Source organism: Enterobacter sp. BIDMC 26 (genome assembly GCF_000534435.1).
Classification (GTDB): domain Bacteria; phylum Pseudomonadota; class Gammaproteobacteria; order Enterobacterales; family Enterobacteriaceae; genus Enterobacter; species Enterobacter ludwigii.
Map to the genome: position 1 here is coordinate 129,268 of NZ_KI973182.1, position 15,140 is coordinate 144,407.

At 52.0% G+C, this 15,140-nt stretch carries 13 protein-coding genes; 6 read left to right on the plus strand and 7 right to left on the minus strand.

The genetic code is table 11. From position 1 onward, the window contains the following. Positions 1–47: 47 nt before the first annotated feature. From cyoE to L462_RS22610, 7 genes are all read right to left on the minus strand, one after another. Positions 48–935 (minus strand): heme o synthase, encoded by an 888-nt coding sequence (cyoE, locus tag L462_RS22640; protein ID WP_014168862.1) that lies wholly within the window; start codon positions 933–935, stop codon positions 48–50. A gap of 11 nt (positions 936–946) precedes the next feature. Next, positions 947–1,273, minus strand: coding sequence for a cytochrome o ubiquinol oxidase subunit IV (locus L462_RS22635; RefSeq protein WP_006176899.1), 327 nt, complete (start codon positions 1,271–1,273; stop codon positions 947–949). Further along, positions 1,273–1,887 (minus strand): cytochrome o ubiquinol oxidase subunit III, encoded by a 615-nt coding sequence (locus tag L462_RS22630; RefSeq protein ID WP_014168863.1) that lies wholly within the window; start codon positions 1,885–1,887, stop codon positions 1,273–1,275. The genes L462_RS22635 and L462_RS22630 overlap by 1 nt, the downstream gene beginning before the upstream one ends. Continuing rightward, a complete protein-coding gene (cyoB, locus tag L462_RS22625) occupies positions 1,877–3,868 on the minus strand; it encodes a cytochrome o ubiquinol oxidase subunit I (protein ID WP_032677518.1) in 1,992 nt (663 codons plus the stop codon). The genes L462_RS22630 and cyoB overlap by 11 nt, the downstream gene beginning before the upstream one ends. 16 nt (positions 3,869–3,884) lie before the next feature. Further along, positions 3,885–4,832 carry a cytochrome o ubiquinol oxidase subunit II gene (gene cyoA / locus L462_RS22620; RefSeq protein ID WP_008503322.1) on the minus strand — a complete coding sequence of 316 codons (948 nt, stop codon included), beginning with the start codon at positions 4,830–4,832 and terminating at the stop codon, positions 3,885–3,887. Between the two features lie 479 nt (positions 4,833–5,311). Next, on the minus strand, positions 5,312–6,787 hold the full coding sequence (gene ampG / locus L462_RS22615) for a muropeptide MFS transporter AmpG (RefSeq protein ID WP_032679650.1): 1,476 nt from the start codon (positions 6,785–6,787) through the stop codon (positions 5,312–5,314). A gap of 46 nt (positions 6,788–6,833) precedes the next feature. Continuing rightward, positions 6,834–7,412, minus strand: a complete 579-nt coding sequence (locus L462_RS22610; RefSeq protein WP_014168866.1) for a lipoprotein — start codon at positions 7,410–7,412, stop codon at positions 6,834–6,836. 304 nt (positions 7,413–7,716) lie between these two features. Between L462_RS22610 and bolA the strand changes: the two genes are divergently transcribed. The 6 genes from bolA to hupB all read left to right on the plus strand — a co-directional run bounded on the left by bolA (position 7,717) and on the right by hupB (position 14,969). Then, a complete protein-coding gene (gene bolA, locus L462_RS22605; protein WP_013095855.1) occupies positions 7,717–8,034 on the plus strand; it encodes a transcriptional regulator BolA in 318 nt (105 codons plus the stop codon). Between the two features lie 330 nt (positions 8,035–8,364). Further along, positions 8,365–9,663 carry a trigger factor gene (gene tig, locus L462_RS22600; protein WP_014168868.1) on the plus strand — a complete coding sequence of 433 codons (1,299 nt, stop codon included), beginning with the start codon at positions 8,365–8,367 and terminating at the stop codon, positions 9,661–9,663. Between the two features lie 260 nt (positions 9,664–9,923). Next, positions 9,924–10,547, plus strand: a complete 624-nt coding sequence (gene clpP, locus L462_RS22595; protein WP_020885210.1) for an ATP-dependent Clp endopeptidase proteolytic subunit ClpP — start codon at positions 9,924–9,926, stop codon at positions 10,545–10,547. A gap of 126 nt (positions 10,548–10,673) precedes the next feature. Then, positions 10,674–11,948, plus strand: coding sequence for an ATP-dependent protease ATP-binding subunit ClpX (gene clpX, locus L462_RS22590; RefSeq protein WP_020885209.1), 1,275 nt, complete (start codon positions 10,674–10,676; stop codon positions 11,946–11,948). A gap of 183 nt (positions 11,949–12,131) precedes the next feature. Beyond that, a complete protein-coding gene (gene lon, locus L462_RS22585) occupies positions 12,132–14,486 on the plus strand; it encodes an endopeptidase La (protein WP_014168872.1) in 2,355 nt (784 codons plus the stop codon). Positions 14,487–14,696: 210 nt separating this feature from the next. Continuing rightward, positions 14,697–14,969 carry a nucleoid-associated protein HU-beta gene (hupB, locus tag L462_RS22580; RefSeq protein WP_002444653.1) on the plus strand — a complete coding sequence of 91 codons (273 nt, stop codon included), beginning with the start codon at positions 14,697–14,699 and terminating at the stop codon, positions 14,967–14,969. Positions 14,970–15,140 lie beyond the last annotated feature (171 nt).

Genomic DNA, 15,140 nt, shown 5'->3' on the forward strand with positions numbered 1-15,140 from the left:
TGAATAAAAAAGGGTGCCGAAGCACCCTTTTATTCACCTGGTGTGACTTACCAGACGTAAGTCAGCAGGTTGTGTGAATCAGGCACCATGAAATCCACAGACATCATCACCGACAGCGAAGTGATAGCGACAATGGAGAACACGAACAGCTTACGTGCCCAGACCTTGTCATCTTCCACTTTGTAGCCGCGCAGGGCCATGCCGAGCCACCAGACGCTCACCGCAGCCGCTACCGCCAGGTATTTGTACCCGGCGTAACCGCCCAGAGAGAGCATCAGCGTTGCCACGGCAAAGGCGATGATGTACAGCGTGATGTGGTTTTTAGCCACGGAAATGCCCTTCACGACCGGCAGAACCGGGATGTTCGCTGCCTGATAATCCTTAAAGCGGAAAATCGCGATGGCATAGGAGTGCGGCATCTGCCACAGGCTAAAGATAGCCAGCAGGATCAGCGCACCGCTGTCGAACTCGTTCGTGACGGCGCAGTAGCCAATCACCGGCGGCGCAGCGCCGGAGAGAGAACCAATCAGCGTTCCGTAGACGGAGTGGCGTTTCATATACAGGCTGTAAACGCCCACATAGACGACGAACCCCATCACCCCCAGCCAACAGGCCAGAGGATTAGCGCCAAACCACAGCAGCATAAAGCCAGCAATACCCAGCAAGGTGGCGTACACCAGCGAGACGGAAGGGGCGATCAGGCCTTTAACCAGCACCCGATTTTTAGTCCTTTCCATCTTCTTGTCGATATCCATGTCGATGTAGTTGTTAAATACACAACCGGATGCAACAACCAGCGACACACCGACCAGCGTAGCGATAAAGAGGGTGTAATCGATGCTGCCTTTAGAGGCCAGCAGGAACCCCCCAATTACGGAGATCAGGTTGCCAAAGATGATGCCTGGTTTCGTGACTTGCAGGTATTGCTTAAACATACTCGCCGCTCTTAGTGAACCATCATGTTGTAGTTAAGGTTCCACATAATCCAGATGGAACCGACTACCAGGATAGCGATGATAATCACGGTAAAGATGAAAGCCGTCATGTTCCAGCCTTCATCGGACTTGGTGTTCATGTGCAGGAAGCAAACCAGATGCACCAGAATCTGTATCACCGCGGTTACCAGGATTGCACCCAGAATAACCGGCTTAGACGCAGAACCGCTCATCACCATCCAGAACGGGATCACCGTCAGAATGATCGACAGGATGAAACCTGTCATATAGGTTTTTACGCTACCGTGGGAAGCGCCATGATCGTTTGAATGACTCATTACATCGCCCCCATCAGATATACAACAGAGAACACACAGATCCACACAACGTCCAGGAAGTGCCAGAACAGGCTCAGGCACAGGATACGCGTGCGGTTAGTGCTGGTCAGGCCACGACGGGAGATCTGGAACATCAGTACTGCCATCCAGATCAGACCAGACGTTACGTGCAGACCGTGGGTCCCTACCAGTGCGAAGAACGCAGACAGGAAGCCACTACGATCCGGCCCGAAGCCTTCCATAATCAGGTGATGGAATTCATAGATTTCCATCCCGATAAAGCCAGCACCAAACAGCCAGGTCAACGCCAGCCAGGAGACAACCTGGCTCTTGTTGTTTTTGTACATGGCGATAGCCGCCATGCCGTAGGTGATGGAGCTGAACAGCAGCAGCGCGGTTTCTACCAGAACGAACGGCAGTTCAAAGATGTCCTTGCCAGCCGGGCCGCCCGCAGTGCCGTTCACCAGAACGGCATACGTTGCGAACAGACAGCAGAACAGAATGCAGTCGCTCATCAGGTAGATCCAGAAACCGAAGACTTTTGTCGGTCCTGTATCGTGGTGCGCATGTTCATGCGCGTGGGCAGTAGAGTGCGCCAAAGTATCAGTTGCCATTTTTCAGCCCCGCTTTAGAAATCTCATCGAAATGCTGGTTTTCCAGTTTTTCGACTTCACGGACTGGTACGTAGTAGTCTACGTCCTCGTCAAAGCTCTTCACAATCCAGCTGATTACGATGCCGGCGAAGCCAACAATCGCCATCCACCAGATGTGCCAGATCATTGCGAAGCCAAATACCGTTGCGAAGGCGGCAATAACAATGCCCGCACCGCTGTTTTTCGGCATGTGGATCTCTTCGTAATGAGCAGGTTGCTTGTACGCTTCACCTTTTTCTTTCATTTCCCAGAATGCGTCGCGTTCATGGACCTGCGGCACAATAGCGAAGTTATAGAACGGTGGTGGAGAAGAGGTTGCCCACTCCAGCGTACGGCCACCCCATGGGTCACCGGTCAGGTCACGGTTCTGATCGCGGTCGCGAATAGAAACGTAGAACTGAATCAGCTGAGACGCGATACCACAAGCAATCAGCACGGCACCGCCCGCTGCAACCATCAGCATTGGGTGGAACTGTGGATCAATCTGCTGGCTCAGACGACGGGTCATACCCATGAAGCCCAGCACGTACAGCGGCATAAATGCAACGAAGAAGCCGATGATCCAGAACCAGAATGCGCGTTTACCCCATTTTTCGTTCAGGGTGAAACCGAACGCTTTTGGCCACCAGTAGGTTACGCCAGCGAAGCAGCCGAAGACCACACCACCGATGATAACGTTATGGAAGTGCGCAATCAGGAACAGACTGTTGTGCAGAACGAAGTCAGCACCCGGTACCGCCAGCAGTACACCGGTCATCCCACCCACGGAGAAGGTGACGATGAAGCCGATAGTCCACAGCATTGCTGAGTGGAACACGATACGGCCCTGGTACATGGTGAACAGCCAGTTGAAGATCTTAACCCCGGTAGGGATTGCGATAATCATGGTTGTAATACCGAAGAAGGCGTTTACGTTCGCGCCAGCACCCATGGTGAAGAAGTGGTGCAGCCAAACGATGAACGACAGAACGGTAATACACACGGTTGCCCACACCAGAGAGGTGTAACCAAACAGACGTTTACGCGAGAAGGTTGCTGCGATTTCGGAGAACACACCGAAGACCGGCAGAACCAGGATGTACACTTCCGGGTGACCCCAGGCCCAAATCAGGTTGATGTACATCATCATGTTGCCACCCATATCGTTGGTAAAGAAATGGGTGCCCAGGTAGCGGTCCAGGGTCAGCAGCGCGATGGTGACGGTCAGAATTGGGAATGATGCAATAATCAGGATGTTGGCGCACAGAGATGCCCAGGTAAATACCGGCATCTTGAACATGGTCATGCCAGGGGCACGCATCTTGATAATGGTCACGAAGAAGTTGATACCGGTCAGGGTTGTACCGACACCGGAGAGCTGAAGTGCCCAAATCCAGTAATCGACGCCAACGCCCGGACTGTACTCAATTCCCGAAAGCGGCGGGTAAGCCAGCCAGCCGGTCTGAGCAAATTCGCCCACACCCAGTGACAGGTTAACCAGGATAATGCCGACAACCGTGAACCAGAAGCTCAGGTTGTTCAGGAACGGGAACGCTACGTCGCGCGCGCCGATTTGCAGCGGAACGACAACGTTCATCAGACCGATAACCAGCGGCATCGCCACGAAGAAGATCATGATAACGCCGTGGGCGGTAAAGATCTGGTCGTAGTGATGCGGTGGCAGGAAGCCGGCTTCACCCGCAGACGCGAGTGCCTGCTGGCTACGCATCATGATCGCATCCGCAAAGCCACGAATTAACATGACGATACCGACGATGCAGTACATGATACCCAGTTTTTTGTGGTCAACCGAAGTCAGCCACTCGTTCCACAGGTAGCTCCACTTACCGAAGTAAGTGATCAAGGCCAGTAAGGCTGCGCCACCGATGATAATTGCAGCAACCGTAACCACGATAATGGGTTCATGGTAGGGCACTGCATCCAGTGTCAATTTTCCGAACATTTTCTTCCTCGGCCCCTTAGTGAGCGGTTTCCGCGTGGCTCATGTCCATGCCTTCCATACCTTCGTGTGCGCTATGCTCACCTTCAGGCTGGGTCATGTCCATGCTCTTGCCGTGATCCATAAATTTGCCAATAACGTCTTTGAACAAATCTGGTTTCACGTTAGAGAAGTACTCCACCTTGTTATATTCGCTAGGTGCTGCCACTTTTTCGAACGCCGCCATGTCAGACATGGTGTTTGGAGACTGCTTCGCTTTTTCAACCCACTGGTCGAAAGCGGCACGGTCTGGCGTCGCGATAGCTTTGAACTTCATACCTGAGAAGCCCGGGCCGCTATAGCTGGCGGAGATACCATCGTAGGTGCCTGCTTCATTCGCGATCAGGTGCAGGTTAGTCTGCATACCGGCCATCGCGTAAATCTGGCTACCCAGACGTGGGATGAAGAAGGAGTTCATTACGGAGTTGGAGGTCACTTTGAACTGAACCGGAGTGTTCGCCGGGAAGGCGATTTCATTCACGGTGGCAATGCCCTGTTCCGGATAGATGAAGAACCATTTCCAGTCCATGGAGACCACTTCAATGGTAATCGGTTTTTCATCGTGAACCAGCGGCTTGCTTGGCTCAAGTGCGTGAGTGGTTTTCCATGTCAGTACGGCAAGGAACAGGATGATCAGGATAGGTACCGTCCAGACCACAGCTTCCACTTTATTGGAGTGTGACCAGTTAGGGCTATACTTCGCATCTTTATTGCTCGCACGATACTTCCAGGCGAAACCAACAGCCATCAAAATGGCTGGAATAACCACAATCAACATCAGGCCAAAAGCCGTCAATATCAGTGAACGTTGTTCCAGTCCAATCTGTCCTTTGGGGTCAAGTAGTGCAGAATCGCAGCCACTGAGTAATACAGTGCCTGCGAATAATGACAACCATCCCAAACTTTTATTGTATTTCCTGAGTCTCATTTAACGACCTCAATTCCACGGGAGTCTGGTGGCGTTTAAAGTGTGGGGGCATTTTACGGGAAGGTTACATTACTGTAAACATCATTAGACCTGTGTCAGGAAGGTGTTACCGGGTTCTGCCGCACATGTCACAAGTGTTGCAAATTATGTCGCTTTTTAAGACGTAAGCCGCATGGCATGGGCTTTATAACGAAAGGACCCCCAAGCATACCCTAAAAGGGGCAATTGGTATAACCATTGTGAAAAATAAACAAAAAATTAACAATTAATTATCAATAAAAAGACAACTAAAAAACGAAAAATCAAACTCTCTGATGCTGAATCGTTTAATGAAAAATAGCGTTCTGCAATTGACTCCAATAATTTCCGAATCCTATCCCGCACAAAACAACAAATATTTTTTTTAGCGGCTGGCGGCTATTTCACCGTTATAATTTCGGCTCGTGATTACAACGGGAAATAACCTTTCGGATTTTACTTCAGGTTAACTGCGTTTTACGCAGCGCCATGAAATCGAGCAGCCCGCCAGTCAGGATGCCGACAACCGCCAGCAGCGCGCCGGCATCCAGCAGAAGCGCTTCGAGAGGCAGTACCAGAGAGGTGGTGGCATTAATAATGAGCACCACGAGCCACAGCACCAGGGCAAAGCAACCCGCCATTAACAGTCGTAACGCAAAACGGTAAGCGCGATGATATTCCGTGCGTGGCATAAAGTGTTCTGTTCGCTGGGTATATTCCAGCGTCTGGCGACAGACCAGTAACAATAAGAGCCCGGGCACTGCCGCTACCACGGAGAAGAGGTAGAACGTTGGCCAGCCATGGGCTTCAACAAACCAGCCGGCAATCGGCCCGACATACACGCGACCAACGGCGGAAAGCGCCGAGAGCAGAGCGAACTGCGTCGCGGAAAACGATTTGTTGCACAGGGTCATCAGCAGGGCAACAAACGCCGCTGTCCCCATACCGCCGCACAGGTTTTCAAAAAACACCGCGGCGCCCATGCTGATCATATGCTTATCCGTCACCGACAGCAGCCAGTAACCGGCGTTCGATGCCCCCTGCAGGATGCCGAAGATCAGCAGTGCGCGAAAGAGCGTCAGACGCTGCATTAATACGCCGCCGTACAGGGCCCCGACAATAGTCGCAAACAACCCGAGCGTTTTGTTCACTACGCCGACTTCGCCGGCATCAAACCCGACCCCGCGAATAAGGAAGGTGGTGGTCAGGCTCATCGCGAAGGCATCGCCGAGCTTATAAAGGACGATTAACAGCAGGATAAGCCATGCGTTGTTGCGGCCAAAGAAGTCGCGAAGAGGTTCGGCAACGGCCTGCTCCAGAGAACGTGGAACCGGGATCACATCGCTCGGTTCGGGGGCGAGCAGGGTGGCAATAATACAGGGGATCAACAGGGCGGCCATCAGCCAGTACATGCCCTGCCAGCCGAGATAACGGTCGGCCACCCACAGCGCCAGACCACCGGATACCAGCATCCCCAGACGATAGCCCAGCACGCTAATGGCTGCGCCGGCTCCCCGCTCTTCTGCAGGCAACACGTCCGTCTTCCAGGCATCAAAAACGATATCCTGCGAGGCAGAACAGAAGGCGATTACCACCGCAAGGGCGGCCATCCAGCGAAGCTGCGTCGTGGGTTCAAGAAAGCCCATCGCCGCGATTGCGATCAGCAACAGGACCTGGGTCATCACTAACCAGCCGCGACGACGGCCCAGGAACGGCGGGGTATAACGGTCCATCACCGGCGACCACAGGAACTTAAAGACGTAAGCCTGGCCGACGAGGGAGAAGAAACCAATGGTTTTGAGATCGATATTCTCGACGGTCATCCAGGCCTGCAGCGTGCCGGAGGTGAGGGCGAGAGGTAAACCGGAGGCGAAACCAAGGATCAGCAGGATGGCTGATTTGGGTTGCTGGAAAATACGTAAGTAATGACTCGACATGTTCATATAAAGCTGACCCGGTGAAACACCGGGTCAGGAAGCGGGATTAACGCGCGTTTTGCTTGATGAAGTCGTGGATGCTGGTGTCCTGCGCCATATCGGAAATGGTGTCAGTCAACACGCTGTTAACCGCGTTAGCAATATTTTTGTTGGACGCCTGGAACGCGCCTTCAACAGAGTAGCTCGCACGGTAGTTTTTGGTCATCTTGTTGCCGTTCTTCGCGGTCGCGATGATGGCGATATCCGCTTTGGTGGAGATGTTGTAGCGAACGTTACCCTGGGACACGTCAGCGTACAGGTTGTTCACGATGATCTGCAGATCAACCGCACCGCTTGGGCCAATCATATAGCCGCGGGAAGTCATCTGTTTCTCGAGCACTTCCTGCAGCAGGAAGCGCAGGTCGCGTGAGGCGGTCAACGTCACCTGCTGGTTGTCGCGGGTCACTTTAGCCAGGGCTTGATCCTGACGCTGATCGGCACCGTTAATGCTTACGGTTACGCCCATCAGGCTAGGATCCTGCTGAGGCAGGGTAATCTTAGGGGAGACATCAATGGTTGTAGGCGGGGTAGCGCAGCCTGCCAGCATAAAAAGTGCTACCAACGGAAAGAAGAGTTTTTTTAACATTTTCAGGTTCTCAACGAATCGTAAGCATTACAGAGAAAAATTGCCGCCATCATAACATCGCTAACGGCCAGGGGAAGTGGTCAACGCATGTAAATTCATCGCCTTGTCCGAAAACTGACCAGCCCCGCCTTTTTCTCCACGCGCGAAGGTCAAAAGGTATGAGTCTCACAGTGAACTTCATTCGTCTGAATGAGAAAATAAGACGAAAGCTAAATATTTGTTGTCTTGTTGTAATGGAAACGGTAAAAGCGGCTAATATTTAAAGGGATGGGTGACATCCTGGCGTTGTCGGAGGAGTGATTTCATGATGATACGTGAACAGATAGAAGATAAATTAAGGGCAGCGTTCAACCCTGTGTTCCTCGAAGTCGTCGACGAAAGCTATCGTCATAACGTGCCGGCAGGTTCTGAAAGCCACTTTAAAGTGGTTCTGGTCAGCGATCGCTTCACGGGAGAACGTTTCCTGAACCGACATCGCTTGATCTACAGCACCTTGACGGAAGAACTCTCCACAACCGTACATGCGCTGGCATTGCACACCTATACCATTAAGGAATGGGAAGGCTTGCAGGATACGGTATTTGCATCGCCGCCGTGTCGCGGCGCAGGCACCATCGCCTGATAAATCGGATTTGCAACGGCTGGAGCTTTTCCAGTATGTTGCATACAGATTTCCTCAAAACGGCCTCCGGGCCGTTTTGTTTTGTCTGAGTTTTGAGCGGATGGTGCGTTTTTAAGGCTAAAAATAGCCTTAAAGTGTGAAAAAAGCCGCAGCAACATGCCCCAACCGTTCTCGACTCACCTAAGTGATGCCGCTATAATGCCGCGTCTTAATGAATGTCTTCGGGATGATTCTGGCGACAGGGAATGTGAATCTGCACTAAGAGAGCATCCCGGTATAACAGACAGATTCAGAGTTGACCGAGCACTGTGTTTTTTTTGAGGTAACAAGATGCAAGTTTCAGTTGAAACCACTCAAGGCCTTGGCCGCCGTGTAACGATTACTATCGCTGCTGACAGCATCGAAACTGCTGTGAAAAGCGAGCTGGTCAACGTAGCAAAAAAAGTACGTATTGACGGCTTCCGTAAGGGCAAAGTACCGATGAATGTTGTTGCTCAGCGTTATGGCGCTTCCGTGCGTCAGGATGTGCTGGGTGAACTGATGAGCCGCAACTTTATTGATGCGATCATCAAAGAAAAAATTAATCCGGCCGGTGCGCCGAATTACGTTCCAGGCGAATACAAACAGGGCGAAGACTTCACCTACTCCGTAGAGTTCGAAGTGTACCCGGAAGTTGAGCTGAAAGGTCTGGAATCTATCGAAGTTGAAAAACCTGTTGTTTCCGTGACTGACGAAGACGTTGACGGCATGCTGGACACTCTGCGTAAGCAGCAGGCGAACTGGAAAGAGAAAGAAGGTGCTGTTGACGCGGAAGACCGTGTGACCATCGACTTCACCGGTTCTGTAGACGGCGAAGAGTTCGAAGGCGGTAAAGCATCTGACTTCGTACTGGCAATGGGCCAGGGTCGTATGATCCCAGGCTTCGAAGACGGTATCAAAGGTCACAAAGCGGGCGAAGAGTTCACCATCGACGTGACCTTCCCGGAAGAGTACCACGCTGAAAACCTGAAAGGTAAAGCAGCGAAGTTCGTTATCAACCTGAAGAAAGTTGAAGAGCGCGAACTGCCTGAACTGACTGAAGAATTCATCAAGCGTTTCGGCGTGGAAGATGGTTCTGTAGCCGGTCTGCGTACCGAAGTGCGTAAAAACATGGAACGTGAGCTGAACGGCGCTGTACGTAACCGTGTGAAATCTCAGGCGATTGACGGTCTGGTAAAAGCGAACGAAATCGACGTTCCGGCTGCCCTGATTGACAGCGAAATCGACGTTCTGCGCCGTCAGGCTGCACAGCGTTTCGGTGGCAACCAGCAGCAAGCGATGGAACTGCCACGCGAGCTGTTCGAAGAGCAAGCTAAACGCCGCGTTGTTGTTGGCCTGCTGCTGGGCGAAGTGATTCGTACCCACGAGCTGAAAGCTGACGAAGAGCGTGTGAAAGGCCTGATCGAAGAGATGGCTTCTGCATACGAAGATCCATCAGAAGTGATCGAGTTCTACGGTAAGAACAAAGAGCTGATGGACAACATGCGCAATGTTGCCCTGGAAGAGCAGGCTGTTGAAGCGGTACTGGCGAAAGCGAAAGTGACCGAAAAAGCGACCTCTTTCAACGAACTGATGAACCAGCAGGCGTAATTTCGCCCCCAGGGTTTAAAGTTTGAACAAAAAACCCGTTGCCTTCCGGCGACGGGTTTTTTTTATCACGGCTTTACCCCAGGAAGAGTGCTAAAACGCCCTTTCAGTGTTAGCGTAACAACAAAAGGTTGTTATGCTTGAAATAGGGCAGTATGAACCCCATAAGTGTGTAATCACGATGATTGAGACTGGCTGATAATCCGTCCGTAAGGTTACAATCAGTACAGCAGGTGTTTTCAATTTTGATCCAGGAGACGGAAATGTCATACAGTGGCGAACGAGATAACTTTGCACCCCATATGGCTCTGGTGCCAATGGTTATTGAACAGACCTCACGTGGTGAGCGTTCTTTTGATATCTATTCCCGTCTGCTCAAGGAGCGCGTTATCTTTTTGACCGGCCAGGTGGAAGACCACATGGCTAACCTGATCGTGGCGCAGATGCTGTTTCTGGAAGCGGAAAACCCGGAAAAAGACATTTACCTGTACATTAACTCCCCGGGCGGCGTGATCACGGCAGGTATGTCCATTTATGACACCATGCAATTCATCAAGCCAGATGTCAGCACTATCTGTATGGGTCAGGCTGCATCTATGGGTGCGTTCCTGTTAACCGCAGGGGCTAAAGGTAAGCGTTTCTGCCTGCCAAATTCCCGCGTGATGATTCACCAGCCGCTGGGGGGTTATCAGGGGCAGGCGACGGATATTGAAATCCACGCCCGCGAAATTCTGAAAGTAAAAGCGCGCATGAATGAACTTATGGCGCAGCATACGGGTCAATCTCTTGAGCAGATCGAGCGCGATACCGAGCGCGATCGTTTCCTCTCTGCCTCTGAGGCTGTTGAGTACGGCTTAGTCGACTCCGTTTTGACCCATCGTAATTGATGCCCGTGACGCGAGTGTGCCGCTATACTCAGGTAGGGCGGCATGTTGCTAAAAGCAGCTTGCGTCTGAAAATGGCATTTGCGTCGTCATGTGCGGCACAAAGAACTTAAAAAGAGGTTTGGACTCATGACAGATAAACGCAAAGATGGTTCGGGCAAACTGCTGTACTGCTCTTTTTGCGGCAAAAGCCAGCATGAAGTGCGTAAACTGATTGCCGGGCCGTCCGTGTATATCTGCGACGAATGTGTTGACTTATGTAACGACATTATTCGCGAAGAGATTAAAGAAGTAGCACCTCACCGCGAGCGCAGCGCGCTGCCAACGCCGCATGAAATTCGTCATCATCTTGACGACTATGTCATCGGTCAGGAGCAGGCGAAAAAAGTGCTCGCCGTGGCGGTATACAACCACTACAAACGCCTGCGTAACGGTGATACCAGCAATGGCGTAGAACTGGGTAAAAGTAATATTCTGCTGATCGGTCCAACCGGTTCCGGTAAAACGCTGCTGGCTGAAACGCTGGCGCGTCTGCTGGATGTTCCGTTCACAATGGCCGATGCCACCACCCTGACCGAAGCCGGTTATGTGGGTGAGGACGTAGAAAACATCATCCAGAAACTGCTGCAGAAATGCGATTACGATGTACAGAAAGCGCAGCGCGGGATTGTTTACATCGATGAGATCGACAAGATCTCCCGTAAATCTGACAACCCGTCCATTACCCGTGACGTATCGGGTGAGGGCGTGCAGCAGGCGTTGCTGAAGCTGATCGAAGGTACGGTTGCAGCCGTTCCACCGCAGGGTGGCCGTAAACATCCTCAGCAGGAGTTCCTGCAGGTTGATACGTCCAAGATCCTGTTCATCTGTGGTGGTGCGTTTGCCGGTCTGGATAAAGTGATCTCTCACCGTGTTGAAACCGGCTCCGGCATTGGTTTTGGCGCGACGGTGAAAGCCTCGTCCGAAAAGCCGAACGAAGGCGAGCTGCTGTCACAGGTTGAGCCAGAAGACTTGATCAAGTTTGGTCTGATTCCTGAGTTCATTGGCCGTCTGCCTGTTGTGGCAACGCTGAACGAACTGAGTGAAGACGCGCTGATCCAGATCCTGAAAGAGCCGAAAAATGCGCTGACCAAGCAGTATCAGGCGCTGTTCAATCTGGAAGGCGTTGAGCTGGAATTCCGTGACGAAGCGCTGGACGCGATTGCCAAGAAAGCGATGATCCGTAAAACCGGTGCGCGTGGCCTGCGTTCTATCGTGGAAGCGGCGCTGCTTGACACCATGTACGATCTGCCGTCGATGGAAGATGTTGAGAAAGTGGTGATTGATGAGTCGGTCATTAGCGGCCAGACCAAGCCATTGCTGATTTATGGCAAGCCGGAAGCGCAACAGGCATCTGGCGAATAATTCACCAAATCATACAAGCAGTTAATCAAAAAGGGGGGATTTTATCTCCCCTTTTATTTTTCCGTATACGCGGCGTTGAATGTGTGGGAAACATCCCCATATACTGGATACATGTTAATGGTTATGTGAAGCACAGTGACATGACCAGTTTACCTGGCGGACACTAAACTAAGAGAGAGCTCTATGAATCCTGAGCGTTCTGAACGCATTGAAATCCCCGTATTGCCGTTGCGCGATGTGGTGGTTTATCCGCACATGGTCATACCCTTATTTGTAGGGCGGGAAAAATCTATCCGTTGCCTCGAAGCCGCCATGGATCATGATAAAAAAATCATGCTGGTGGCGCAGAAAGAAGCATCAACGGATGAGCCGGGTGTAAACGATCTTTTCACCGTCGGGACCGTGGCCTCTATTTTGCAGATGCTGAAGCTGCCTGACGGCACCGTTAAGGTGCTGGTAGAAGGCTTGCAGCGTGCGCGTATTACCACCCTGTCTGACGATGGCGAGCATTTCTCTGCCAAGGCAGAGTACCTTGAATCACCTCAGCTGGATGAGCGCGAGCAGGAAGTGCTGGTGCGCACCGCGATTAGCCAGTTCGAAGGCTATATCAAGCTGAACAAGAAAATCCCACCAGAAGTGCTGACGTCGCTGAACAGCATCGACGATCCTGCGCGTCTGGCGGACACCATCGCTGCACACATGCCGCTGAAGCTGGCTGACAAACAGTCCGTGCTGGAGATGTCCGACGTTAACGAACGTCTGGAATATCTGATGGCGATGATGGAGTCTGAAATCGATCTGCTGCAGGTTGAGAAGCGTATTCGTAACCGCGTTAAAAAGCAGATGGAGAAATCTCAGCGTGAGTACTATCTGAATGAGCAAATGAAAGCCATTCAGAAAGAGCTCGGCGAGATGGATGACGCGCCGGACGAAAACGAAGCGCTGAAGCGTAAGATCGACGCGGCGAAAATGCCGAAAGAGGCCAAAGAGAAAGCCGAAGCAGAACTGCAGAAGCTGAAAATGATGTCTCCAATGTCGGCTGAAGCGACCGTCGTGCGTGGCTATATCGAATGGATGGTTCAGGTTCCCTGGAATGCCCGCAGCAAGGTCAAAAAAGACCTGCGTCAGGCGCAGGAGATCCTGGATACCGACCACTACGGCCTTGAGCGCGTGAAAGACCGCATTCTTGAGTACCTCGCCGTCCAGAGCCGTGTGAACAAAATCAAAGGCCCGATTCTGTGCCTGGTGGGACCACCGGGGGTAGGGAAAACCTCTCTGGGTCAGTCCATCGCCAAAGCGACCGGACGTAAGTATATCCGTATGGCGCTGGGTGGCGTACGCGATGAAGCGGAGATCCGCGGTCACCGTCGTACCTACATCGGTTCTATGCCGGGTAAACTGATCCAGAAGATGGCGAAAGTGGGCGTTAAAAACCCGCTGTTCCTGCTCGATGAGATCGACAAAATGTCTTCGGACATGCGTGGCGATCCGGCGTCTGCTTTGCTGGAAGTTCTTGATCCAGAACAGAACGTGGCGTTCAGCGATCACTACCTCGAAGTGGATTACGACCTGAGCGATGTCATGTTTGTCGCGACCTCGAACTCCATGAACATTCCGGCGCCGCTGCTGGACCGTATGGAAGTGATTCGTCTCTCCGGTTATACCGAAGACGAAAAACTGAACATTGCGAAACGGCACCTGCTGCCGAAGCAGATTGAGCGTAACGCGCTGAAAGCCAACGAGCTGACCGTTGAGGACAGCGCGATTATTGGCATCATTCGCTACTACACCCGTGAAGCGGGCGTGCGTAGCCTTGAGCGCGAAATCTCGAAACTGTGCCGTAAGGCGGTTAAACAGCTGCTGCTGGATAAGAGCCTGAAACACATCGTGATCAATGGCGACAACCTGCATGCCTATCTGGGCGTTCAGCGCTTTGACTATGGTCGCGCGGACAATGAAAACCGCGTGGGCCAGGTCACCGGTCTGGCATGGACGGAAGTGGGTGGCGATCTGCTGACCATTGAAACCGCCTGTGTCCCGGGTAAAGGCAAGCTGACCTACACCGGCTCTCTGGGTGAAGTGATGCAGGAGTCGATTCAGGCCGCGCTGACCGTGGTACGCGCGCGTGCGGAGAAATTGGGCATTAACCCTGATTTCTACGAGAAACGCGATATCCACGTGCACGTGCCTGAAGGGGCAACGCCGAAAGATGGCCCAAGCGCAGGTATTGCCATGTGTACCGCACTGGTTTCCTGCCTTACCGGCAACCCGGTGCGTGCCGATGTGGCCATGACCGGTGAGATCACGTTGCGTGGCCAGGTGCTGCCAATCGGTGGGTTAAAAGAAAAACTGCTGGCGGCACACCGTGGTGGGATCAAAACCGTATTGATCCCTTACGAAAATAAACGCGATCTGGAAGAGATTCCGGACAACGTGATTGCCGATCTGCAGATTCATCCTGTGAAGCGAATTGAGGAAGTTCTGACTCTCGCCCTGCAGAATGAACCTTCCGGAATGCAGGTTGTAACCGCAAAATAGTGACCTCGCGCAAAGAGCGTCAATAAAAGTAAGGCTGGTAAGTCATTTCGCACTTGCCAGCCTTTTTTTGTATAGCTAATTTAGATTGCTGATTAGGCCAGCCATCAACAACGGGTGTTGTAAGGTCATGGCAGGCCTGATATAACTGCTGCGCGGTCGCGTTGTGAAGGATTCAGGCGCGATATAAATTATAAAGAGAGGAAGAGAACAGTGAATAAATCTCAACTGATTGACAAAATTGCTGCTGGTGCTGATATTTCTAAAGCTGCAGCTGGACGTGCGTTAGATGCATTAATTGCTTCTGTTACTGAATCTCTGCAGGCTGGGGACGACGTTGCACTGGTAGGCTTCGGTACTTTTGCTGTTAAAGAGCGTGCTGCCCGTACTGGCCGCAACCCTCAGACCGGTAAAGAGATCACCATTGCTGCCGCTAAAGTGCCGGGTTTCCGTGCAGGTAAAGCGCTGAAAGACGCAGTAAACTGATTGCTTTCCCATCTCAGGGAAGCCGAATAGTACAAGGGCGCATCATTTGATGTGCCTTTTTTGTTTGTCCAGGCCTGATTTGTGCGAGTTTATGCGAGTTGTGGGCTGACAATCGCACCGTTTTCTTGTCACAATACGCCTTTACGCGCGACGGGCAGGATTTTCCGTTAG